Origin of the sequence: Actinoplanes sp. NPDC049668 (assembly GCF_044465445.1) — a bacterium.
Lineage (GTDB): Bacteria > Actinomycetota > Actinomycetes > Mycobacteriales > Micromonosporaceae > Actinoplanes.
Genome location: NZ_JBITLR010000004.1, coordinates 443,129 through 466,701 on the forward strand (window position 1 = coordinate 443,129; position 23,573 = coordinate 466,701).

20 protein-coding genes are annotated in these 23,573 nt (G+C 71.8%); 11 read left to right on the top strand and 9 right to left on the bottom strand.

Annotated features, from left to right (window positions below):
• Positions 1–2: 2 nt before the first annotated feature.
• From ACIBSW_RS19305 to ACIBSW_RS19330, 6 genes are all read right to left on the bottom strand, one after another.
• Positions 3–641 (bottom strand): hypothetical protein, encoded by a 639-nt coding sequence (locus ACIBSW_RS19305; RefSeq protein ID WP_354728148.1) that lies wholly within the window; start codon positions 639–641, stop codon positions 3–5.
• Positions 642–673: 32 nt separating this feature from the next.
• Positions 674–1,129, bottom strand: coding sequence for a hypothetical protein (locus tag ACIBSW_RS19310; RefSeq protein ID WP_354728150.1), 456 nt, complete (start codon positions 1,127–1,129; stop codon positions 674–676).
• Between the two features lie 308 nt (positions 1,130–1,437).
• A complete protein-coding gene (locus tag ACIBSW_RS19315) occupies positions 1,438–1,698 on the bottom strand; it encodes a hypothetical protein (protein ID WP_354728152.1) in 261 nt (86 codons plus the stop codon).
• A 56-nt stretch (positions 1,699–1,754) separates the two neighbouring features.
• Positions 1,755–4,346 carry an FtsK/SpoIIIE domain-containing protein gene (locus ACIBSW_RS19320; RefSeq protein ID WP_354728154.1) on the bottom strand — a complete coding sequence of 864 codons (2,592 nt, stop codon included), beginning with the start codon at positions 4,344–4,346 and terminating at the stop codon, positions 1,755–1,757.
• 72 nt (positions 4,347–4,418) lie between these two features.
• On the bottom strand, positions 4,419–4,829 hold the full coding sequence (locus ACIBSW_RS19325; RefSeq protein WP_354728156.1) for a nuclear transport factor 2 family protein: 411 nt from the start codon (positions 4,827–4,829) through the stop codon (positions 4,419–4,421).
• Entirely contained in the window at positions 4,822–7,071 is a 2,250-nt protein-coding gene (locus tag ACIBSW_RS19330) for a tetratricopeptide repeat protein (protein ID WP_354728158.1), read from the bottom strand. The genes ACIBSW_RS19325 and ACIBSW_RS19330 overlap by 8 nt, the downstream gene beginning before the upstream one ends.
• A gap of 128 nt (positions 7,072–7,199) precedes the next feature.
• Between ACIBSW_RS19330 and ACIBSW_RS19335 the strand changes: the two genes are divergently transcribed.
• The 9 genes from ACIBSW_RS19335 to ACIBSW_RS19375 all read left to right on the top strand — a co-directional run bounded on the left by ACIBSW_RS19335 (position 7,200) and on the right by ACIBSW_RS19375 (position 16,015).
• Complete coding sequence (locus ACIBSW_RS19335; RefSeq protein ID WP_354728160.1) at positions 7,200–7,913, top strand: DUF5317 family protein; 714 nt, start codon at positions 7,200–7,202, stop codon at positions 7,911–7,913.
• Between the two features lie 197 nt (positions 7,914–8,110).
• On the top strand, positions 8,111–8,479 hold the full coding sequence (locus tag ACIBSW_RS19340; protein WP_354728162.1) for a hypothetical protein: 369 nt from the start codon (positions 8,111–8,113) through the stop codon (positions 8,477–8,479).
• The gene (locus ACIBSW_RS19345) at positions 8,442–9,470 is read left to right on the top strand and encodes a caspase family protein (RefSeq protein ID WP_354728164.1); all 1,029 of its coding nucleotides are present in this window, start codon (positions 8,442–8,444) and stop codon (positions 9,468–9,470) included. Before ACIBSW_RS19340 ends, ACIBSW_RS19345 begins: the two co-directional genes overlap by 38 nt.
• The gene (locus ACIBSW_RS19350; RefSeq protein WP_354728166.1) at positions 9,470–10,753 is read left to right on the top strand and encodes an extracellular solute-binding protein; all 1,284 of its coding nucleotides are present in this window, start codon (positions 9,470–9,472) and stop codon (positions 10,751–10,753) included. Before ACIBSW_RS19345 ends, ACIBSW_RS19350 begins: the two co-directional genes overlap by 1 nt.
• 25 nt (positions 10,754–10,778) lie before the next feature.
• Complete coding sequence (locus tag ACIBSW_RS19355) at positions 10,779–11,696, top strand: hypothetical protein (protein WP_354728168.1); 918 nt, start codon at positions 10,779–10,781, stop codon at positions 11,694–11,696.
• A 291-nt stretch (positions 11,697–11,987) separates the two neighbouring features.
• Complete coding sequence (locus tag ACIBSW_RS19360) at positions 11,988–12,902, top strand: 1,3-beta-glucanase (RefSeq protein ID WP_354728170.1); 915 nt, start codon at positions 11,988–11,990, stop codon at positions 12,900–12,902.
• A gap of 128 nt (positions 12,903–13,030) precedes the next feature.
• Positions 13,031–14,707, top strand: a complete 1,677-nt coding sequence (locus tag ACIBSW_RS19365; protein WP_354728172.1) for a glycosyltransferase family 2 protein — start codon at positions 13,031–13,033, stop codon at positions 14,705–14,707.
• Positions 14,708–14,717: 10 nt separating this feature from the next.
• The gene (locus ACIBSW_RS19370; RefSeq protein ID WP_354728174.1) at positions 14,718–15,524 is read left to right on the top strand and encodes an HlyD family efflux transporter periplasmic adaptor subunit; all 807 of its coding nucleotides are present in this window, start codon (positions 14,718–14,720) and stop codon (positions 15,522–15,524) included.
• A 2-nt stretch (positions 15,525–15,526) separates the two neighbouring features.
• Entirely contained in the window at positions 15,527–16,015 is a 489-nt protein-coding gene (locus ACIBSW_RS19375; protein ID WP_354728176.1) for an inorganic diphosphatase, read from the top strand.
• 13 nt (positions 16,016–16,028) lie between these two features.
• Here ACIBSW_RS19375 and ACIBSW_RS19380 read toward each other — a convergent pair whose 3' ends face one another.
• Both ACIBSW_RS19380 and ACIBSW_RS19385 read right to left on the bottom strand, forming a co-directional pair.
• Entirely contained in the window at positions 16,029–16,661 is a 633-nt protein-coding gene (locus tag ACIBSW_RS19380; RefSeq protein ID WP_354728178.1) for a hypothetical protein, read from the bottom strand.
• Between the two features lie 166 nt (positions 16,662–16,827).
• A complete protein-coding gene (locus ACIBSW_RS19385; protein ID WP_354728180.1) occupies positions 16,828–20,127 on the bottom strand; it encodes a S8 family serine peptidase in 3,300 nt (1,099 codons plus the stop codon).
• 192 nt (positions 20,128–20,319) lie between these two features.
• Here ACIBSW_RS19385 and ACIBSW_RS19390 point away from each other — a divergent pair, with 192 nt between their 5' ends.
• Positions 20,320–22,029 (top strand): alpha/beta hydrolase, encoded by a 1,710-nt coding sequence (locus ACIBSW_RS19390; protein WP_354728182.1) that lies wholly within the window; start codon positions 20,320–20,322, stop codon positions 22,027–22,029.
• 68 nt (positions 22,030–22,097) lie between these two features.
• Positions 22,098–23,078 (top strand): nucleoside hydrolase, encoded by a 981-nt coding sequence (locus ACIBSW_RS19395; RefSeq protein WP_354728184.1) that lies wholly within the window; start codon positions 22,098–22,100, stop codon positions 23,076–23,078.
• Here the strand turns inward: ACIBSW_RS19395 and ACIBSW_RS19400 are convergent.
• Complete coding sequence (locus ACIBSW_RS19400; protein WP_354728186.1) at positions 23,044–23,337, bottom strand: hypothetical protein; 294 nt, start codon at positions 23,335–23,337, stop codon at positions 23,044–23,046. The two genes, ACIBSW_RS19395 and ACIBSW_RS19400, sit on opposite strands and share 35 nt — an antisense overlap.
• Positions 23,338–23,573: the final 236 nt, after the last annotated feature.

Below are 23,573 nucleotides of genomic sequence, written 5' to 3' on the forward strand. Positions count from 1 at the left end.
GCCTACAGCAGCGCGGATATCGCGACATACAAGATCCACCCTAAGAGCATCCCCAGGAAACAGATCAGCCCGCCGAGCCGCTTCGAGTAGCGGTCCTGACCAGCGGGTTCAACGCGCGACCGTCCGAAGATCGCGAGCGTGAGGTAGCCGCCGAAGAACGCGATGGCCGGGAGGCCACACAGCGACCACAGCAACAGGCCGGCGGACGTACCGCCCGAATCCGGGCTGAGCGTGAACAGGCCACAGGACACCAGCCACATGACCGTGGTCGCGGTGGCGTAGACCAGCACGCCCCGGCCGGTCGGAGACATGCCCGGCAGAAGCGCCGGCCGTGTGGCGCGCTCCTCGGCCTGACGCGCCTCGGTATCCGCCTGACCGATCGCCTCCCACGCCTGACGTACCGCCTCATCGAGATCCGTCAGCCCCGTTCGCGCGACACCGCCGGTCGCCGGCGTCGCCTCCCGAAGCCGCGTCGACAGGCCGACAAGGTGATCCGCCTGAGCATCCAGGCGCTTGCGGAGCTGCTCGACCGACGCCCGTCCGGCGGCGACCCGCTGCTGGGTCTGCGCCTGCCGCGACGACTCCCGCCCACGAAGCTCCGCCAGCCGCCGCGACGCCTCGGCGTACTCATCCCATCTCACGGGTGCCCCCACTCAGTGCGACGAGGTCGCGGTCAGGTGGCCGGTGTCGCTTCGATCGCGGCCTCGACCCGGTCGAGGTAGTTGAACCAGAGCTCACCCTCGCCGACCTTCGGGGACGCCACCAGGAGAATTCCGGTGATGATGAACGCCAGGAAGAACGCGCTGTGTGCGTCGAGAACCTGCGCAAGCGGTTTGCCGTCCAGGGCGGCGGTAAGAAACTGGGCCACCTCTTGTTCGGTGAGGGACATCCAGGACCCTGCCTCGACAACGTCCTGAGCAATCTCTCGAATCTCGTCCGGCATGGGGCGGCGGTCGTAGGTGTCGATTACCACGAACACGCACACGGCAACCGCCAGTTCCAGTGCCTTCTCCCGGCTGGCGCTGTCCGGCAACTCCCTCAGCGTGACCTCGAAGTCGTTCTCCTTCGACTTGACGACTGCATTGAGGAGGTCACGCACCGTCGATTCAATTCGATCATCGATCTTCACTGGCCACGCTCCTCGCGTCTCTTCGTGTTCCAAGCCTTGTAGGCCGAGAGTGCCGCACCGACGGCAAGTGCCGTGCCGACGATCGCCTTGGGCAGGACCGACAGGAACTCTGCAAATGTGGCATAGCCCGCCGCCCCCGCGGACGTCCACCAGCCGACCGCCTCGCTCGTGAATCGATCACGTCTTTCGGCGCGGGACGGGGCCTGATCACGTCGCTCCTGAGTGCCGCCCGACCCGAACCGGCTCCGCCGGCGCTCAGGATCGCGCCCGGATCCGGCTGCCGCTGCCGGCGCTGTGCCGCCGCCTCTTCAAGTGCCGTCGGCGACTGCGCGGGCCTGGGTGGCGGTGTCGTTGGCGATGTCGATGGTGCCTTGTACCTGTTGGTGGAGTTTGTCGATGCTTTCCTTGACCGCGGAGAGTCCGGCGACGGTGGCGGTTGCGCCGAGTGCGACGGCCTGCGTGAGCGCGTCGTCGGCCTTGGTCGCGGCGTGGCTTGCCGCGTTGGTGGCGTCGTTGAGTTCGTCGGCCACTGCTTGGAGCGCGGTGATGACCTCGTCGATGGCGGACATGGCCGGTTCATCCCTCCCCGTGTCCTGCTGGTCCTATCTGTACCACGTCATGGATGTCAGTTCGGTTCGTCGAGGCCTTCCTGCCGGCCCGGCCGGACGAACGGCACGATCAACCGTTGCCGCTGGTCGTGGCGGTCCAGTAGCAGGGCACGGTTGGCGCGGCTCTGCCAGGTGATCGTGTGGTCGCCGAGCAGGGACGACAGTTCGGTGCCGGGCACGTTGAGAGCGACCAGGCAGGCGATGTCCTCGCGGCCGGCGGCGCCCCCGGTGGCGTCGGAGAAGCGCCGGGCGATGCGCCACCAGCTGAGCATGTGGATGCCGCGGCCGGGGCCTTGGCGGAGGACGGTGCGCAGGTCGTCGAGCCCGGTCTGCCGGTTCGGTCCGCGCTCGGAGAGCAGCGGCACGATCACGTCGGCGGCGAACAGGACCAGATAGGTCGGTCTGCCGGGGCCGTCGGGGTCGGCGAGTTCGCTGAGAAGTTCCCGAAGCCGCCCGGCGTCGGCTTCGACCACGTCGTGGCCGGTGGCGGTGAGGTGGGCGACCAGATCGTCGACGATCGGGTCGGCGTTGGCGGCGAACCCGCCGATCACGAATCGGGCGCTGCCGGGCTGATGCTGCCTGGCGAGGCTCATGGCGGCGGCGTGCAGGATGTCGGCGCCGATGATCGAGGTGCCGAGCGTGGCGAGGTGGCGGCCGGGGACGGCGTCGAGGGCGAACCCGACGCTGGGCAGACCGACGTCGACGGCGCGGCCGACGAGGGCCTGGCGGCGCCGTACGGAAGGGGTGAGTGCCTGGTAGAGCGGGTCGTCGGTGATGTGGTGCTCGGCGTAACCGGCGAACACGCTGGGCGGGTCGTTGACCGGAGGTCGCGCCTGCCACAACGCATGACGCTGGGCCGCCAGCGAGGCGGGATCGGCGTGCGGGAACCGGACGATCCGGTTGGCCTCGGCGACGCCGCCGGAGGCGTTGACGACGGCGGAGCCGACCGGGAGCGCGTCGGCGGCGGTGTTGCCGGGGTCGAGGATGCCGGAGCCGCCGGGCAGCGCGATCCGTAGCGGGAACTGGCCGAAGATCGAGTCCTTCTTGGTGTAGAGGGCTTCGATGCCGGCGATCGTCTGCGAGGCGAGGATGAGGTGGATCCCGTATGAGCGGCCCTTGCGAGCCAGCTCCTCGAGGGCCGCGACGGCGTCGTGCGCGAGGGTGTCGTTGCCGGCGAACAGCACCTGGAACTCGTCGATGACCACCACGAGGCGCGGCATCGCCACGTCCGGGCTGGCTTGGCGCAGGTCGGCGAGTTTCGTGACCCCGGCTGCCTTCAGCGCGCCGGCGCGGCGGGTCATCTCCCGCGACAAGGTGTGCAGGACGGCGAGGCCGTACTCGCGGTCGGACTCGATGCCGACGGTCCGGGCGTGCGGCACCCAGGACGGGTCGTTGACGGTGGGGGTGAACTCGACGAACGAGACGCCTTCCTTGAAGTCGAGCAGGTACAGGCCGAGTTCGTCGGGCGAGTAGTGGGACGCGAGCGCGTACAGCAGGACGAGCAGGACGTTGGTCTTGCCGGCGCCGGAGCGTCCGGCCAGGAGCATGTGCGGGGTGGCGTCGTCCAGCGACAGGGTGAACGGCGAACGCGCGTCGCGCCCGGCGACGGCGCGCAGGCCGGCGGCGGAGGACCGTCGCCAGATCGGGTCGGGCATCAGCGCCGCGAAGTCGGTGCGCCGCGAGATCGCCGCGGTCGTGGCCATCCGGCGGCAGACCTCGGCGACGACATCCTCACTTGCTCCGGCGTCCAGTCGGATCGGCGCGGGCAGGCCGCCGCGGTCGGTGGACAGGGTTTGCGGGCCGGGCGGCTCGGACATTCGCCACCAGCCGTCACCCAACGTGGTGATCATCGTGGTGTTGTCCAACGCGGGTGGCTGGCCGGCCAGCAGCAGGTGGACCCGGCAGGCCGGGCCGGCGTGCGCGATGGCCGCGAGCCGGGACCACTCGTTGCGGCCAGCACCGGCGGGGAACGCGGCGACCGCGATGATCAGCACCGCGGGCTGGGGCTGGTCGCCGGACTGGACGGTGGCGATGTGTTGCTCGGCCTCGGTCAGCGCCGTGCGAAATCCGGCCAGGTCGGTGACCGGCAAGGCCCAGGCCTCGGCGTCGACCAGGGGTCGGAACGCGGTGAATGCCGCGCCCAGCATCGCGCCGTCGACCGGTACCACCCGGACCGTGCCCTCCGGGAGCGCGGCCACGGTCCGCAGCAGGATGCCCCGCAGCCACGCGGCGACCTGCCGGTCGCGGGCGTCGGTGTCGATCGTGAGGTGCCCGGCGCCGACGAAGGGCGCCACCGCCCAGAACATGGCGTCCCGCAGCGGCCAGGCCTCGCCGATCTTCAGCCACAGCGGACCGCTCAGCGCGGCGTCCGAACCCAGCGCCTGCCCCATGGTGGAGGCGTTCAGCGGCCGGCTCAACCAGCCGGGAAGACCGGCCCGGGCCAGTCCTTGGAGGTGCTCCGCAAGGCGTCTGACTGCGACGTCGGTGGTCGCCGCGTCGAACTCGTCACCGGACAGCCGTTCGACGGCCGCCTCGGCGTCGAGCACGTAGGACGCGGCGCGCCGGTGCAGGTCAGCCGCCCGCGCGAGTAACTGCGCGATGGACGCCACCTCGAGCCTCCGCAACTACATAGACACCTGTAATCACCGGTCGGGCGTCACCCTATCGGATGACGGCAACCCTCAGTGATGACTCGGTGGCTGGTAGCTGTCGCCGTGGCGGTGTACGGCTCGCCAGGCGCCGTCCTCGCGGCGGAAGATCGTGGTCGCGCGGAGGGCGTACGTCGTCGGGGTGCCGTTGGCGGTGGCCGTTATCCGCTCGATGGCCACGAGATAGGCGAGGTCGCCGTCGGCGCCCGCGGCGATGACCTCGTACTCCAGGGAGGTGCACGCGGAGAAGCGGGTGGCGAGCCAGTCGAACGTCGGCGCCAGCTCCGACCAGCCGCTGCGGGTGACCTCCGCGCCGAACAGCGTCACGGGGTCCTCGTGCGACCACAGGGCACCGCGCGGTGCGGCGTCGCCGTTGTGCAGCGCGATCTCGGCGGCGCGCAGGCGAGGGAGGATCTCCGCGAGGAAGTCGTCGACGTCAGCCACGGGCAAGCACCTGCAGCTTGCGGGCGACGTCCGCCGCCTGCGGGTGGTCGGCGTTCGTCAGGATCTTGTACGCGTCCTCCCAGCTCTCCCGCGCCGCGCCGCCGTCGCCGATCGCCTCGTGCGTGTCGCCGAGGTGGACGTGGAGCTGGGCCTCCAGGATCGGGTCGGCCAGGGCCCGGGCCAGCCGCAGGCCCTGCTCGTAGTGGCCGGCCGCCGCCTCGTGGTGTCCCAGGTGGTGGTTGGCCTGGCCCAGGGTGTCGAGGGCGACGGCCTCGTTCGCCCGGTCGCCGGCCCGCCGCTGCAGCTCCACCGCCCGCTCGTGGTGTGCGATCGCCTGGTGGGGTGCGCCGAGCTCCGCGTGGTACCAGCCGACCGCGTTGCTCGCCTTGCCCTCCCAGCCGGGGTGGCCGAGCTCCGCCCACAGCGCCAGCGACCGTTCGGCGTGTGCGAGGGCGCGGTCGTGTTCGGCCTGCAGCCAGCAGATGTACGAGAGCACGTACTCGGTCTCGGCCTCGCCGGGCCGGTCGCCGGCCGCCCGGCACGTCTCGGCCGCCCGGCGCAGGTGTGCGTGCGCCTCGTCGAAGCGGTCCAGCCGGCCGGCGACGACGCCGAGGAAGCGGTGCGCGTGCGCCACCGCCGGGCGGTCCACCAGCGCCGTCGCCGCCCGCAGCGCGACGGCCCAGGCCACGCCCTCGTCGTGCCAGTGCCGGTGTTCGAACAGGAACGAGTCCAGGGCCCAGCCGAGCTGCCAGGCGTGCCGGTCCAGCCCGGCGTCCCCGGCCTGGCGCAGGGCGGCCAGCAGCACCGCCCGCTCGGTGGCCAGCCACGCCAGCGCCGCCTTGGCGTCTAGCGGGGCCTTCGGTCCGGTGCCGCTCAGGCGCATCGGGATCGGCGCGCGCGTCGGGTTCAGCACCCGGTCCGCCTGGTGCGCGGTGTGCGTGTAGTGGTCGAGCAGCCGGGTGAGCGCGGCCCGGCGGTCGGGTTCGGCGTCGTCGCGGTGCGCCAGTTCGGCGGCGTAGACGCGCAGCAGGCCGGGCAGCCGGTACCGGGCGGGGGCGTGCTCGGTGAGCAGGCTCGCGTCGGTGAGCTCGCGCAGCGTCCGGCGTGCCTCGTGCACCTCGGCACCGGACAGGGCGGCCACCGCGTCGATGCCGATGTCCCCGCCGGCGGCGAGCCCCAGCAGGCGGAACAGCCGGGCGGCCGGCGGGTGCAGGGCGCGGTACGACCAGGAGAAGACCGCCCACACGCCGTCGAGGGTGGCGGATCCCGGGTGCCGCAGCTCGGCGGCGACCGCCGCCGGCGGGAACCCGGTCTGCCGGATCCGCGCGGCGACCAGCGCGAGGGCGAGCGGATGCCGGCCGCACGCCGTCACGATCGCCTCGGTGTCGCGGTCGTCCGCCGATCCGGCCGGCAGGCGGTTGCGCAGCAGCCCGGCGGCCTCCGCCGGGTCCGGCAGGTCCAGGGCGATCGGCTGCGCGCCGATCTCGGCGACCAGGGCGGTCAGCCGGTCGCGGCTGGTCACGACGGTGCGCACGGCCGGCCCGCCGGACAGCAGCGGGCGGACCTGGGCGGCGTCGCGGGCGTTGTCCAGGATCACCAGCAGCCGGCGCCCGGCGGACAGGCTGCGGTACAACCTCGCCTGCCCGTCGCGGTCCTTCGGCAGGTGCTGCGGCTCGACGCCCAGCGCGTCGAGGAAGCCGCGGATCGCGTCCGCGGGATCGACGAGCTCGTCGTCGCGGTCGAAGCCGCGCAGGTCGACGTAGAGCTGACCGTCGGGGAACCTCCTGGCGGCGCCGCGGGCCCAGTGCACGGCCAGGGCGGTCTTGCCGACGCCGGCCGTGCCGGTGACGGTCACGACCCGGGCCGTCGCGGCGTCCAGCGCGGCGAGCGCGGCGCCGCGACCGGCGAAACCCGCGACGTCCAGGGGCAGCTGCGCCGGCGTCGCGGTCCGGGTGGCCGGGCGGCGGCGCGTCTCCTCGTGTACGCCGACCAGGATCTCGTGGCGCCGCCGCCAGTCCGCCACCTCCGCGTCGTCGCCGCCGCACGCACGGATCAGCGGCCGGACCACGCCGTCGAAGTCCGGCGGGCGCCGGATCTCGCCGTTGAGAATCGCGTAGAGCTGCGTCCTGCTGATGCTCACGTCGCGCGCGACGCTCTGCAGGTCGCGTCCGGACGCCTGCCACCGCCGCCGCAGCTCGGCACAGAACGCGGCCACCGGGCCGGTGTCCCGCGAAGCACCCACGGGAACACCGTAGCCGGTGCCGTCCGGCGAACCGCCGTTTGGGAGCCCTCGCCGCCGGTGTCGTTGCCGGCGCGTTCCGGAGTCTGTCGGGATTCCACTCTCCACACCGGATCGTGGGGTTCGCTGACGTGGTGCTTCTACCGTTGATGCTCGCACCCGTGGTCGTCGGCGTCGCGCTCGGATACCTGTTCGGCGGGCGCCTCGCCGGCTTCGGCGCCATCAGGATCCGGGCGCTCTGGCTGGTGTGGCTGGCCGCGGCGGTGCAGTTCGCCCAGTACCGGTTCGACGGCGCCGCGCCGATGCTTGCGGTGATCTTCGCCGCCGTGCTGGCCTGGCTCGCCGTCAACCTCCCCGGGTGGCCGAGGGCGGTCCGGGCGGCCGCCGTCGTGATCGTGCTCGGCGCGTCGCTCAACGGCCTGGCCATCGCCCTCAACGGCCGGATGCCCTATGACGCCGGCGACGCCGGGTCGCATCCGCCGGCCGTGACGGCGAAGAACGAACCGGCGGACGCGGGCACCCGGCTCGCCGTTCTCGGCGACACCATGGCGATCCCGCCGCTGCGCGCGGTCGTCAGCCCCGGCGACCTGCTGATCGGCGGCGGCAGCTGCGCGTTCGTCGTGTTCGTGATGCGACGGCGGAGCATCGCGGAGGAGGTGAAACCTGATGATCCACACCCTGAACTGGCGGCGCGTCGTCCTCGTGACGTTCGCGCTGGCGACGCTGGCGACGCTGCTCTACACGGTCGGCGCGCCGATGACCGAGGGCAGCTGAACGCCGGCGCCGTGGTGGCGATGGCGTTGCTGCTCTACCTGATCGGCGCGCCGCACGAGCACGGCGGCTGATCGGACACCGCTTCCGCACGCCACGGGGGACGTGCGGTGGTGCACTCACCACGCTCGCCCGGGCGTGGTGAGTGCGCGGTAATCAGCCCGGGTTAAGTCGAACGGCCCGAGTCGCCGGACGGCCGGACAGCCGGTGCGGTTCGCGGGCATTCGCCGTGTCACGCTGCGGACGGTTCCAACGGCGGGAGTTCTCGAACATGATCAAGGCGACGGCGGCGACGGCCCAGGTTGCCCGGCTGACGGTGACCGGGCGGGGTGCGGACCGGGAGCGGGAGGCCCTGGCGGCCTGGTTGCGCGGCAACCCGGTGCTGGGCCGGGGGTGGCTGGTGTCGACCGCGGACCCGGCGCCGGCCGCGGGGCAGATGGGCGGCGACGCGGTCGACCTGCTCGAGGTCGCGCTCACCGGGGGGTTGAGCGCGGCTCAGCTGATCATCGCCGTCATGACCTGGCGTCAGGGGCGGGCGCGGGCCGGCCGTACGGGTATCGGCGTCCGCGTGGAGAGCGAGGACACCCGCGTGGAGATCTCGGATGTCCCGGCCGAGCCGCGGCCGGGCGATGGGCAGTGAGCGACCCGCGGCGACCGATCCCGCCGGATCGTTCGCCGTCCTGATCGGCACCAGCCGCTTCGAGGATCCCTCGTACGCCGACGGGCAGCTGCCCGGCGTGGCCAACAACGTCTCCCGGCTCGGCTGGATGCTGCGGGACCCGAGCCTGTGGGGCCTGCCGGCGGCGAACTGCCTCGAGGTGCTCGACCCGCGTTCGCCGAGCGAGATCATCGATCCGATCAAGGAGGCGGCCGCCAAGGTCACCGGAACCCTGCTGGTCTACTTCGCCGGACACGGCCTGCTGTCGTCGATCAACGCGAAGCTCTATCTCACGCATGCGCTGTCGGTCGACGGCAGTCCGGAGTCCGCACTGGACTTCGATCACGTCCGGCACGCGCTGATCTTCTCGCGCGCGCCGAGCCGGATCATGATTCTCGACTGCTGCTATGCGGGCAACGCGACCCTCATGGGTCCCGCCGACGGGCAGGTGGCGGTGGACGGCACGTTCGTCCTGGCCGCGACGCAGCCGAACCGGCCGGCGCCGGCGGGGTCGGCGGCCGGCCTCACCACGTTCACCGGTGAACTCGTGACGCTGCTGCGCAACGGGGTGCCGGGGGAGGGCCGGCTCCTGACGATGGGAGCCACGTCCCGTGCGCTGGAGAAGCAGATGGCCAATCGGGGCCTGCCGCAGCCGCGCGCGCTGTCCGAGGGGAACGTGGGCGACCTGCCCCTGTTCCGGAACTGGTGGGACCACGACATCGTCAACGGCGAGCCCTGCCTGCCCCGGGTTCCGGGTCTACCCGCGAGCCGGTGGCGGGCCGAAGGCCGTGCGGCGCCGGGGATCCTGCTGGCGGCGGCGTTCGGCAACCTGAACGCGGCGCTGCTCGCCGGGCGCCTGCCGGTGGGATGGACCGTCGCCGTCAGCCTGTCGACCGCGCTGATCGTCTACCTCGTCCGACTCGCCCTGGCCGTGGCGCTGGCGCGACGCCCGGCGCTGACCGCGGAGATCTGATGCCCTTCTCCACCACCGCGTCGCGGCGGTTCCTGCCGCACGCGACGGCCGCGCTCGTCGGCGTCGCGGCGATCGCCGCGACGCTGCTGTACCTGCCGCAGGCGGGGAAGCGAACGGCGTCGGGCGGGCCGCCCGCGTCACCGGCGCCGTCGGCGACTCCGTCGGCGGACGTCCCGGCGCTGCCGGCCGGTGTCAGGCTCAACATCATCGCCGGCAAGGACCCCAGCGGGGTACGCCAGGAGCTGATCGCCGAGTGGAACGCCGAGCACCCGCAGGCGCCGGCGCACCTGCGGGAGATCGAGGGCGACACCAGCCGGCAGCGCCTGGAGATCCGCACCGCGCTCAGGGACGGCAGCGCCGCCGTCGCGGTACTGGACTCCGTGCACCTGAGCGAGTTCGCCGCGCGGCGCGACGACGGGACCGACGGGCTGCTCGCCGAGCTCGGGTCCGACGACGCGCTGGTGGATGGCTTCCTGAAGGGCCCGCTGGCGACCTGTTACTGGAAGCAGCGCCGCTACGGGCTGCCGTTCAACACCGACGTCGGGCTGCTCTTCACCGCCGGCGGCACGCCCGAGCCGGACAGCTGGACCGAGATGACCGACTCGGCCCGGGCGTCCGCGAACCGCAGGCAGATCGCCTTGCAGCTGGGGCCCAACGAGGCGTTCGTCGTCAACGTTCTCGAACAGATGCTGGCCGAGGACAAGTCGATCCTCAACTCCACGGGCGTCGAGAACGTGGTCCGGCGCGACGACTGGGAGGCCGCCATCGAGCCACTCAAGAAGGCGTACGCCGAGGGGCTCATCCTCGACAGCGGATCGGAGGACGCCGGCACCGAGGCTCTGATCGATGGGCGGGTGCGTTACCTGCGCAACTGGCCCGCGCAGTACAAGAAGATCGATCGCCGGCCGGAGGTGCGCCGTCTCTTCGGACCCGGCGTCCTCGGCGGGCAGAACCTGGTGGTGTCGCGCACGACGCCGTACGACGAGCAGGCCCTGGAGCTGCTGAAGTTCCTGACGAACTCGCGGAGCCAGGAGCGGCTCTTCCGAGTCGGCGGGTTCGCGCCCACCCGCAGGACCACGTACGGCCTGCAGGCGGTGCGCGACGACGTTCCCTACGCGGCGGAACTCCTCACCGCCGTCGAGGCGGCGCGTCCGCGGCCCATCACGCCCCACTACGACAAGGTCTCCGGGCTCATCCTGAACAACCTCCGCCCGGCGGTGCTGTACGGCCGGCGGATCGATGACAGCTTCGAGCTCGACATGGCCGAAGCGCTGCACGAATGACGGTTAATGCCTATGATCAACTGATATGTCGCAGTTTCCACCGTTTGGCCCGCAGGACGAGCCGCCCGGCTGGCCGCAGGGGTACCCGCCCGCCGGTCAGCCCGCCTATCCGGGCCCGGCGACGCCGCGGTTCGACCCGGCCGACCCCCTGGTCAGCGCCGACTTCGCGGGCTGGTGGCGGCGCGGCTTCGCGGTCGTACGGCGCGGGTGGCAGCCGCTGCTCCTGATCCAGGTGTACGCGCTCGTAGCGGCCCTGGCCCTGATGATCCCCGCACAGATCCTCTTCAACCTCAGCACCCGGGACGCGACGGTCGATTCGACCGCGATCGCGAGCGCCGTGTACGGACTCGCCGCGGTTCTGGTCGCGTTGATCTATTCGATCGCCACGCTCGCGGCGGTGCGGCTCGTGGTCACCGTCGCGACCGGCGGGCAGGCGCACGTCGGGCCGGCCGTGCGGGCGGTGCTGCCGCGGGTGCTGCCGATGATCGGCTGGTCGCTGCTGGCGGGCCTGGTCATCTTCGCCGGCCTGTGTGCCTGCGTGGTGCCGGGCCTCTACCTCGGTGCGGTCTTCGTCGTGCTGCCCGCCGTGGTGCTGTTCGAGCCGGGCGAGGCCATCTCCCGGTGTTTCCGCCTCTTCCATAACGACTTCGGCGCCGCCGTCGCGCGGACCGCCACGATCGTCGGACTCCTTTTCGGCATCACGCTGATCTTCGCCGCGCTCAGCGGTGTGGTCACCCTGATCACGCTGGGTTCGGTGTTCGCGGACCCGGCGGCCGTCGTGGGCACCGGCGCCCTCGTCACGGACGCGGTGCTGGGGTCGATCCTGAACCTGACGTCGTCGCTGATCGCCGGCGTCGTGCTGACGCCGTTGGTCGTGGCGACCTACGCGGACCTGCGCGCCCGGCGGGAGCCGTTCAGCACGGCGTACCTGCCCGCGGCGTAGAACGCCGGTCCGTCCGGCTGGCCGGAAAACCGGCTGATCGGCGGCAAACGGGTCGATTCAGGCTGTTTAGCCGGGGTTAGCCGGGGTATCCGGGTGCGACATGGACGCCGAGGAGCGGCACGCGGCCGGTTCACGGGACGGCGAAGATGATCACTGGCCGTTGCGGCCTCGCCGGTGCTCGTCCAGGCAGTCGATCTCCGGGGCCGGCGTGAATCGAGGCACCGCATGAGTGAGCCGGGACGGGCTGCCGCGCGAGCGGCGAGCCGCAGGTCGAGGTACGGGATTTTCGCCATGGCGGTGGCCCTGGCCGCATGCACCGACCCGTCGCCCGGGGCCGGTTCCTCGTCCCCGTCGTCGTCGGCCTCGTCGGCGTCGTCGCCCTGGCAGCAGGTGTGGAGTGACGACTTCGACGGCGCCGCGAACACCGGGCTGTCCCGCGAGGACTGGCTCTACAGCGTCGGGTCCGGCTACCGCGGCGGCGCGGCGCAGTGGGGCACCGGCGAGCTTGAGGTCATGACCGACAGCGTCGCCAACGTGCATCATGACGGCGCCGGGCATCTCGCCATCGTCCCGCTCCGTACGGGTGCGGGCGCCGTAAAGTGGACGTCCGGCCGGGTGGAGTCGCGACGCACCGACTTCGCCGCCCCCGCCGGCGGCGCGGTGCGGATGGAGGCCTCGCTGAAACTGCCCGACGTCGGCGGCGCGCAGGCCGCGGGCTACTGGGCGGCGTTCTGGGCGCTCGGTGCGCCGGCCCGGCCGGTGGGGGCCACCAATTGGCCGCATATCGGCGAGTGGGACGTGATGGAGAACGCCAACGGCCGCGATACGGTCCTGCACACCTTCCATTGCGGCACTCCGGTCGGCGGCCCGTGCGGCGAGCCTGCTGGGGTCAGCAGCGGCGAGCTGCCGTGCCAGGGCTGCAAGGCCGGCTTCCACACCTACGCCATCGAGTACGACCGCGGCGTCACGCCCGAGGAGCTGCGCTGGTACCTGGACGGCCGGAACACGTTCACCGTCCGTGCGGACCGGTTCGAGCCGGCGGTCTGGGCGACGGCCAATCAGCACGGGTTCTTCGTGATCTTGAACGTGGCGATCGGTGGCGCCTTCCCGGCGGCGTTCGGCGGCGGCCCCACCCCGGCCACCAAGCCGGGCGTGCCGATGCTCGTCGACCGCGTTGTGGTGAGCACGCGCGCGGGCCACGGCTGAGATCCCGGGCAATCGGGGGGCGGATCGACGGTTATCACCGCCCGTCCGGGGCATGCGGGTGGTAACTCAAGGCCAGCGGGCTCATCGGGGGTCCGTGTGCCTCTGCGCGACCGGAGAGGGTGGCATCGATGGCCATCGACTCGACCACAACGTCGCCGGACCGGGCGTCGAACCCCGACGACATGTCGTGGCGGCCCATGCAGCGCTCGACCAGGGTCGCGGTCCTGGCGGCGCTGGGCGTGACGCTGTTCTACATGATCTTCCTGCTCAATCCGGCCTACCGGGGAAACACCTGGGTCTGGCTGCTGGTGCTCTTCGCCGAGGGCATCACGATCTTCAACGCCCTAGCGATGTGGTGGACGGTGCTCGCACACACGCAGCAGCCCGATCCGCCGGAGGTGTACGCCTGGCGCCGCCGGCTGCTCAGCAACGAGCTCAAGCCCACCATCGACGTGTTCATCACCGTCTACGGCGAGCCGCTGGAGATCGTGCTGGTGACCATCCGGGCGGCCCGCGACATGGCGGTCGAGCACCGGACCTGGGTGCTCGACGACGGCTCCAGCGATGAGGTGCGCGATGCCGCCGCCCGCGAGGGGGTCGGCTACCTGCGGCGCAAGGAGCATCTGCACGCCAAGGCAGGCAACATCAACTCGGCGCTGCGGCGTACCGACGGCGAGTTCGTGGTGATCCTGGACGCCGACCACATACCGAGCCCGGACTTCCTGGTCCGTGCCCTGCCGCACATGCAGGACCGGGGCGTCGCGTTTGTGCAGACGCCGCAGGCGTTCCCGAGCGCGCGCGGCCTGGTCGCGGAAGGCTCGGCGGAGTCCCAGAAGATCTTCTACGAGCTGGTGCTGCCGGGCCGCAACCACTTCAACGCCGTGTTCTGCGTCGGCACGAACGTCATCTTCCGGCGCACGGCCCTGGAGGAGATCGGCGGCATGTACATCGCCAGCAACTCCGAGGACATCTGGACCTCGATCGAGCTGCACCGGGCCGGCTGGCGGTCCTTCTTCGTGCCCGAGGTCCTGGCCCGCGGCCTCGCGCCGGACAGCCTGCTGTCGTACTTCAAGCAGCAGTTCCGCTGGGCGTACGGCGCGTTCGAGGTGATGCTGCGCGGCCGCCTGTGGCGCGGCAAGGGGCTGAACCTCGATCAGCGGTTCCAGTACCTGCTCGCCGGGGTGAACTACCTGCTCTCCCTCGCGGCGCTGATCCTGATGTGCCTGCCGGCGGTGTACCTGCTGTTCGGCCTGAGCCCGATCCGTTCCGACATCAGCACGTGGCTGGTGCACTACGCGCCCTTCTACCTGCTCATCGTGCTGGTCACGGTGATGCAGCTGGGCGGCTTCAAGCCGGCCGCGATCGTCACCAGCATCGGCGCCGCGCCGGTGCACGTGAAGGCCCTGTTCATGGCGATGTTCAAGCGCAAGGTGCGCTGGTCCGTCACCAACTCGGGACCCACCGGCCTGCCCGGCGTGGAACTGGTCCTGCCGCACGTCGCGCTGCTGCTGCTCAACGTCGTCGCGGTGGCGGTCGGGATCAGCATGCTGCCGCTGCGTGGAACCGACGTCGCCGCCGTCGGCCTGTCCATCGGCTGGGCGTTGATCTACGTCCTGGTGCTGGGCCGGGTCGTCGCCGAGGCGGTCATCGCGCCGCGGGTCATCAAGCAACGCCTGGAGCGGCGCAAGGCGGGTGCCGTGCTGGCCCGGGCGCTGCCCTGGCCGGCCCGGCATGACCAGAACGACGTGCTGATCAGTCAGGCCATCGAGGCACCCACCCCGGCCGCGCCGTCACGGCCCGCATAAAGGAATCGTCATGGTGCAATCCACTGGAACGAGCCCGCAGGGCGCCGACCCCATCGAGTCCCCTCGCCCGGTGCAGCCGGGCCCGGAATCACCGCCACCCGTCGCCGGAGCTCGCCGCGGCCGCGGCCGCCTCCGCAAGTGGTGGGCCCGCTTCGTCGTGCTCGTACTGCTGGCCGCCGCGGTCCTGCTGTTCCTGCGGATCAGCACGGGCCGTGCCACGGAGGCGAACCGCATCGACCTCGGCAACGTGACGCTCTCCGCGCAGTCCATTCCGGTCGAGGTTCCGCAGACGGGGCTCGTCACCGCCGTGTCGGTAACCGCACAGCAGCGGGTGATCGCCGACCAGAAGCTCGGCACCCTCGAGGTGACCAGCACCGACTCGCAGGGCGACCCGAAGATCACCAAGATGAGCCTGACCGCGCCGAGGGCCGGCATCGTCGTCGACCTGCCGGCCACCGTCGGCAGCACCCTGCAACCAGGGCAGCCGTTCCTGGAGCTCTACGACCCGACCCAGTTGACGTTCGAGTCGGACGTGCCGCTGGAGGACCTGCCGGAGATCGCCCCCACGATGATCGCCACGCTGAAGGCGGAGAGCCTCGTACACACCGTGCGGGCGAGGGTCCAGCGCATCGTGCCCCGGGTCGGGGACTTCGACGCCGCACCCAGCCGGAATCCCAACAAGCTGCGCGTCGTACTCGTGCCGGCCGGCGCCCAGGAGGTCAGGGGCCTCGTGCCGGGGATGCGCTTCACCGGCTACGTCGACACCTCCACCGGTGTTCCCGGAACGCCGAGGCTCGTGTCGATGGGCCGGCCCTAGCCATGGACTTCGACGTCACCGTCGAGATTCCGGGCGGTACGCGCAACAAGTACGTGATCGACCCGCGAACGCATCGCCTGCGCCTTGACCGGACGCTGTTCACGTCCACCAAGTACCCGGCCGACTACGGCTTCATCGATGACACCCTGTGCGAGGGCGGTACCGCGATCGACGCGATGGTGCTCGTGCAGCAGCCGACGTTCCCGGGCTGCGTGGTGCTCAGCCGCGCCATCGGCCTCTTCCGCATGCACGACGAGGAGGGTTCGACGCCCAAGGTGTTGTGCGTGCCGGCCGGCGACCACCGGCTCGAGCACCTACGGGACGTCGGCGACCTCGACTACTTCCTGCGACTGGAGATCCGGCACTTCTTCGAGGTCTACAAGGCGGTCGAGCCCGGCAAGGCCGTGACCATCGACGAGCAGGCCTGGTGCGGCCGGGCGGTGGCTGAGGCGGAGATCGAGCGCGGGTTCCAGCGGGCGCGGGCGGCGTAGGTGACGCGCCGGGTCACGCCGTCGGGTGGCAGCTGCGCAGTTCGTCGCCGGTGCCGGGCATGGTCGCGGCCGAGAACGCGACCCGCTCGGAGTTGAACTCCGCGGTGCTGCTCGCCTGCTCGACGTCCAGTGCGGCGGGCAGTTCGTTCTCGGTGAGCGGCTTGCCGACGTACACCGCGGTGAGCGTGCCGCCGCAGCCGTCCGCCCGGAAGTCCTTCGGTGCCTTCACCGTGACGAGTTTCCGGCCGTCCACAGTGACCTGCTTGCGCTGGGCCGGCTTCAGCTCGTAGCTCACCCGGCCGGCGATCGAGGTCAGCACGACGTCCCAGAACTCGACCTGGACCGGCATGCCCTTGCAGATCGTCGCGACGGCGCGGTCCTTGCCGAGCAGCACGTTGTTCGACGGATCGGTCTCGGACAACGCCCGCACCCAGTTGATCGTCTGCTGCTTCGACCAGTACGTGGTCTGCTGGCACTGCGCTTCTGCCGGCGCTGACGAGGCCGGCGCGCTCGCGACCGGCGACGACGCCACCGCGGTGGCCGTGGCCGGCGGGTCGGCCGACGTCTGGTCCGCGCCGCCGGAGCAGCCGGCGAGGACGAGGGCCAGGGCTACGAGCAGCGTGGCCCGTCCGGTCGGAGAGGTCATTCGCGGACACTATCGCAGGGCCGCCCCGGCGGACCGGCTCGTCCGGCGCGCTGGAAACGCGCAGGCCGGGCCGATCCGCAGGTGACGTGTGTCGAGCCGGGACGGATTGTGAATCACCGCACACGGCTGGGGGCGACGGGCCGCCGGCCCACCGCCCCCAGGCCACTTATCCGACCGCGTACGCCCGCAGCACCGTCACCGCGGCGGTGTTGCCCGCGGCGTCGGTGGCGTTGGCGCGCAGCGACACGAACCCGGCGCCGGCGGGATTGCTCACCAGCACCACCCGCCGGTCGCCGGTACCGCGCACCTTGGCCTTCCGCCACGTGCGCCCGTCGTCGGTCGAGAAGTCGACGGTCAGCGCGCGGTTGGGCCGCGCCGCCGAACCGGTCGTCCGCTCGACCGTGACCGGGATCGCGAACGCGCGGCCGGCCGGTGCCACGTTCTTCGCGTCGACGGGCGGGCTGAACCGGACCGTGGACAGCGGCAGGCGTACCGGGGTCTCCCCGGTCGTCGCCGAGCGGAACGTCCACGCGGCGCTGACCGATGTCGACAGCCGGAACGGCGCGCCGCGGGTGGCGGACTGCTCCAGCCGGTACCGCGCGGCACCCGGCGGCACCTCGAACTCGGCGTAGGTCGAGGGCTCCTCGCCGACCAGCGTGCCGCCGCGGTAGAGCGCGGTCCGCGCGGTGTCGGTGCGCGAGTCGCCCAGGTGCCCGACGCCGTCGCTGAACAGCGGGACGAACGCCTGGATCACGTCACCGTCCCGCACCGCCGCGTCGATGTCGCCGGCGACCGAGGGCGCGAACGCCGCCCGGTTCCACTCCTGCCGGTAGGTCCGGCCCGGCTTGTACCGCGTGTTGGGCACGACGGCGATGCTGAGCGTCTCCGGGAAGCTGTCCGGATCGCTCTGCAGCTCCTGGCCGAAGTCGCCGGACCAGGTGACCCCGCCCTCGGTGCTCAGGTAGTCGGTGCGCTTGGACGGCAGCCGGAACGGGATGCCGACGGCCCAGCCGCCGATGTCCGGCCCCAGGTCGGACCAGTTGTACTTGACGCCGGTGACGCCCGCGGCCTCGTAGCCGAATCCGGACTTCACCGTGGCCAGGTCACGCGCCCGTACCCGCTTGGTGTAGCCGTCGTAGAACGCGCCCTTCTTCAGGTACGAGAGGTTGTAGAGGAAGGGCGTGTCCCGGAAGGTCTCGCCGGCCGCGTCGAACTTCGCGAAGGCCGCGTTGACCGAGGAGTAGAAGCCCGCCTGCCGGCCGCGCGGGCCGACCTGGCCGAGGAACAGGTCGCTGCCGTTCTCGGAGAGCGCGGAGGCGCCGACCCCGAAGTCCTCGTTGACCCAGTCGGCGTTGATCGCGACCAGGGCCGGCGTCGCGTCCTTGCGGGGCACGGTGATCTTCACCGGCTTGCCGCGGCGGGCGTCCAGCCGCACGGTCGCCGGGCCGCCGACCACGAGCCTCGGCTGGACCAGCATGGTGAGGTCCGTCTCGGTGAAGGTCCAGGAGAGCAGGCCGTACTCGCCCTTGGGCAGTCGCACCACCTCGGTCGCCTCGGTGCCGGAGGCGTCGTAGAACTCGGCGGTGCCCAGCCGGTTGAGCGAAGTGAAGTACTCGGCGGGTCGGTCATCCCGGGCGGTGTGCTTCAGCGTGACGTTGTAGCTCTCCACCTCGCGGTTCACCGCGACGGGGGTCTCCACCCGGATGTCGCCGGGGCCCGTCGCGACCAGCCGGCCGGTCTTGAAGCCGTCGGTGCCCGCGCCGCCGGTGTTCGCCGTGACCGTGGTCGTCGCGGTGCCGCCGGCCGGCACGGTGACGCCGGTCGCGGCCAGCGAGAACGTGCGGGTGTCGCCGGTCAGCGACAGCGACAGGGCGATCGGCGCCGTGCCGCCGTTGCGGTAGGTGACGGTCTTGGTGACCGGCACGTCGTCGTCGTGCGGCCAGAGCTGCCGGCCGAAGCTGACACTGCCCTCGTCGACCGAGACCGCCTGGCGCACCACCCGGGCCACGTCGACGCGGCCCGCGCCCTGGCCGAACACGTCGACGCCGTCGGTCGGCTTCGCGGCGCCCATCAGCAGGGTCTTGCGCTGCCTGGCGGACCAGCCGGGGTGCTGCTGGGTGACGATCGCCGCCGCGCCGGCGACGTGCGGCGTGGCCATCGAGGTGCCGGAGAGGCTCACGTAGCCGTCCCCGGCCGGGGTGCCGATCTGGCCGTTCGCGGCCCGCGCGGCGACGATGTCCACGCCCGGCGCGGTGATGTCCGGCTTGATGGCGTCGTCGCCGACCCGGGGGCCGCGGCTGGAGAACTCGGCCAGCTGGTCCTCGTCGTCGACCGCGCCGACGGTGAGGGCCGAGTCGGCGCTGCCCGGCGAGCCGACGGTCGCGGTGCCGCCGGAGTTGCCGGCCGCGATCACGAAGAGGGCGCCGTGCGCCGCGGTGAGGTCCTCGACGGCCTGCTCCAGCGGGTCGATGCTCGGCGAGTCGCCGCCGCCCAGGCTGATGTTGATCACAGGGGCGGCCTTCGCCGCCCACTGCATGCCGGCCAGGATCGACGACTCCTCGCAGAACTCGGTCGAGCACACCTTGCCGATCGCCAGCTTCGCGCCGGGCGCGACGCCCTTGTACTTACCGCCGGACTTCGCGCCGCTGCCGGCGATGATCGAGGCGACGTGCGTGCCGTGCCCGACGAGGTCGTCGGTGTTCGGGTCGGGGGTGAAGTTCTCGTTCGCCACGATCTTCCCGGCGAAGTCCGGGTGGGTGGCGTCGATGCCGGAGTCCAGGATCGCCACCGTCACGCCGGTGCCGTCCAGGCCCGCCTGCCAGGCCGACGGCGCGCCGATCTGCGGCACGCTGACGTCCAGGTCGAGCTTGCGCTTGCCGTCCAGGTAGACCCGTTCGACACCCGGCGACAGCGCGCGTGCTCCGGCCGTACCCGTGGTCAGGGACTGCCAGAGCTCGGCCCGCGCGGTGCGCTTCGCGCGCACCGCGAGCGCGCTCACCCCGCCCAGGTCGCGGGTGATCTCCGCCGTCGCGCTGGTTGCCGCCCGCGCGCCCGCCGGGCCTTTGCGGCTTCCGGATCGGGGGTACGCGAGGAGCAGCGGCAGCTGGGCCTCGCCGGTGTAGCCGAAGTCGCGCAGCGCGGTCAGGTCGAACAGCCGCTGGTCGAGCCGGCCGCCCCGCACCAGCGGCAGCGCGTCGTCCGGGATCACGTAGTGGTGCCTGCCGGCCTTGCGGCTGAGGAACCGCGTGCCCGTACGCCCGGGCGCGCGTTCGATGCTGGTCTGTCCGTCCGGCGCGACGACCACCCGGTCGCCGGTGATCAGGGTGATGCTGGTGGACTTCCCGGCCGGCCGGCCGGGCGACGTCCCCGGGTCCGGTGCCGCGGACGCCGCGTCCGGCGCGACCGCGACGAGCGCGGCGGCCGTGACGGCGGCGAGCAGTGCGGTGGGCAGTTTTCTCAGGCGCATGCAGGGCCCTCCCGTCAGCCGGGCCGCAAAAGGGCCCGGCGCCCATAGATGACCGTAACTCTTCCACGATCGCGCAACCCCGGTGTCCCGATCCGTCCTGTTTAGATGATCACTGAGCGTGGCATCGACTGCCTACTATGCCTGGGGTCGCGGTGTCGACGCCGCGACTCCATCGTCAGAAGGGTCGTCCGCATGCGGGAGAAGACGCACCGATTACTGACCGCCGCACTGGCCGGCATCGTCCTGTCCGTCGTCGCCGCCGCGCCCGGTTCCGCCGCACCGGCCTCGCACGATCGCACCGCGAAGGCGGAGCGGGCGCGGGTCGACAAGGTGCCGACGCCGAAGCTCGGCTGGTACAAGTGCTACGACATCGCCGAGTGCGCCACCACCCGGCTGCCGCTCGACTACGACAAGCCGAAGGGCGCCACCACCGAGATCGCCATCCTGCGGATCAAGGCGAAGGACCAGAAGAACAAGATCGGCAGCCTGTTCCTCAACCCCGGTGGCCCGGGCGGCTCGGCGACCGACTTCGCCCTCTTCGCGCCCTACTTCCTCAGCGACTCGCTGCTGCAGCGCTTCGACATCGTGGGTGTCGACCCCCGCGGCATCGGCGCCAGCGCGAACGTCCGCTGCTTCAAGTCGGTCAAGGACCAGACCGCCGTCCTCGACCTGATGAACGTGCCGTTCCCGTTCACGAAGGCGGAGGAGAAGCGGTACGTGACCGGGTCGAAGCGGTTCGGCAAGGCCTGCTCCACCACCGGAAAGAAGCTGGCCGGCGCGATGTCCACCGCCGAGGTGGCCCGCGACATGGACGTCATGCGCCGCGCGGTCGGCGACAAGAAGCTCAACTACCTGGGCTTCAGCTACGGCAGCGCGCTGGGCCAGTACTACGCGAACCTGTTCCCGGACCGGTTCCGCGCCCTGGTCATCGACGGCGTGCTCGACCCGGTCGCCTGGGTCGGCAACACCAAGAAGATCCTCGACGACCGGCTGCGCTCGTCCGACGGCGCGTACAAGGCGCTGAACGAGATCCTCAAGCGCTGCGACCGGGCGGGCGAGACCCACTGCGTCTTCGCCGCGGGCGATCCGGTCAAGAACTTCGACACCATCGCCCGCGAACTGCGCGCGAAGCCGCTCCAGCTGCCCGACGGCGAGGGCGGCACGTTCACCGTCACCTACGCGATCTTCGTGAGCGCGATCCTCGGCTCGCTCTACGACCTCAACGCCGGCCAGGCGGTCACCGAGATCTCCGCGGAGGTGTGGGCGGCGCTGCACGAAGGCTCGACCGCGGCGCTGACCGAGCGGGCCCGGGCGGCGCAGGCGACCAAGCGGGGTTACGACTTCCCGTACCAGAACGGCTTCGAGGCGATGAGCGCGGTCGTCTGCACCGACGGCCGGCATCCGGCGGACGCCGGTTCCTGGCCGGCGGCGACCGCCCGTCGCGACCAGAAGGCGCCGTACTTCGGCCGGGCCTGGGGCTGGATCGACAGCCAGTGCGCGAACAAGACCTGGACCGTGCAGGACGAGGACGCCTACCGCGGGCCGTTCACCCGGCGGACCGCCGCGCCGGTGCTGGTCGTCGGCAACTTCTGGGACCCGGCGACGAACTATCAGGGCGCGGTCGCGTCGAGCCGGCTGCTGCCGAACTCGCGGCTGCTGTCCAGCAACAACTGGGGCCACACCGCGTACGGCTCGGGCGTGTGCGCCACCACCTCCATCGACGACTACCTGCTGACCGGCAGGCCGCCCGCCAAGGGCAAGGTCTGCACGGACTCGGTGCAGCCGTTCACCGAGCCGCTCCCGCCGCCGGGTGAGCCTGCCACCCTGTCCGCGCCGACGGGCAAGCAGCGCCCGCCGGTCGCCACGGTGGCGCCGGAGTCGCTGCTGACGCCGGAGAAGTGACCGTCCGGGTGCGGGGCGGCGCGTCCGCCCCGCACCCGGAACCCGGTCCGGCCACTATCGTCGTGCGGATGAGGGAGTCCGCCGCGGTTCCGGTGATCATCGACTGCGATCCGGGGCACGACGACGCGCTGGCCCTGCTGCTGGCCGTCGGCGACCCGCGGCTGCGCCTGCTCGGCGTCACCACCGTCGCCGGCAACCAGACCCTCGACAAGACGACGAGGAACGCGCTGCGGATCCTCGCCCTGGCCGGCGCCGCGGACGTTCCGGTCGCGGCCGGCTGCGACCGGCCCCTGGTCGCCGACCTCGTCGTCGCGGCGGACATCCACGGCGCGTCCGGGCTGGACGGGCCCGACCTCGACGTGCCGGTCGCCGAGGCCGGGCCGCTGCACGGGGTCGAGCTGATGCGGCGGCTCATCGCCGACTGCGCCGAACCGGTCACCCTGATCGCCACGGGGCCGTTGACCAACGTCGCGCTGCTGCTGCGCGGCCATCCCGAGGTGGTGCCGCGCCTGCGCCGCATCGTCTTCATGGGCGGCTCGACCGAGCGGGGCAACACGACCCCGTACGGCGAGTTCAACGTCGTCACCGACCCCGAGGCGGCCGACATCGTCCTGCGGTCGGGGGTGCCGGCCACCATGATCGGCCTGAACGTCACCCACCTCGCCCTGGCGACCGACCAGATCATCGCCGCGCTCCGAGGGCTGGACACCCGGCTGGGCGCCGTCTGCGCGGACCTGATGACGTACTTCGCGGGCACCTATCGCCGGGTGTTCGGGTTCGAGCACCCGCCGGTGCACGACCCGATCGCCGTGGCCGCCGTCATCGACCCGTCGATCCTGCGCACCGTCGCGGCCCCGGTCGCCGTCGAGCTGACCGGGACGCACACCCGCGGCGCCACCGTCGTCGACCTGCACTCCCGCACCGCCGCCGCGCCGAACGCGGAGGTCGCGGTGGGTCTCGAGGTCGACGCGTTCTGGCGACTGCTGATGGCGGCGGTGCGCAGGGCGGGCGACCCTAGGGTGCGGACCGGACGACGTCGAGGTTGCTGAAGCGCGGGGCGCCCGTGCACAGCGCCGCCATCTGCCGGGCGAACTCGCCGGTCTCGGGCCGGTCGCTGTTCGCCATGGCCTCCTCGTAGGACGCGAACTCCACAATGGTCACGAACCGCTTCGGGTTCTCCCGGTCCTGAGCGACGGTGAGCCGGAATCCCGGCGGCGCCTCGCCCGCCCGGGCGATCTGCGCGTCCCCGAGCGCCTGGATCTCGTCCGGTCGGTCGGTCTCGTACTCGATGATCTGAACGAAGCTCACCAAAGCCTCCCGGATGTCCGAATTGTGGCTCGAAGTTATCAGCCATCCCGCCCCGGAAACCGCCGCGAGTCACGATGAACCCGATCGAATGACCCGCAATCCGCCGGCCCGGCCGCCGGCCCGGCGGCCGGGCCACGGTCCGGACCGGCGACTGGCCCTGAGGCTGGAGACAGGCGCCCGGTGTTGCGGTTGGGCGCGCCGTAGCCGTACCAGAAAATCGGTTTGATCTCCGGCTC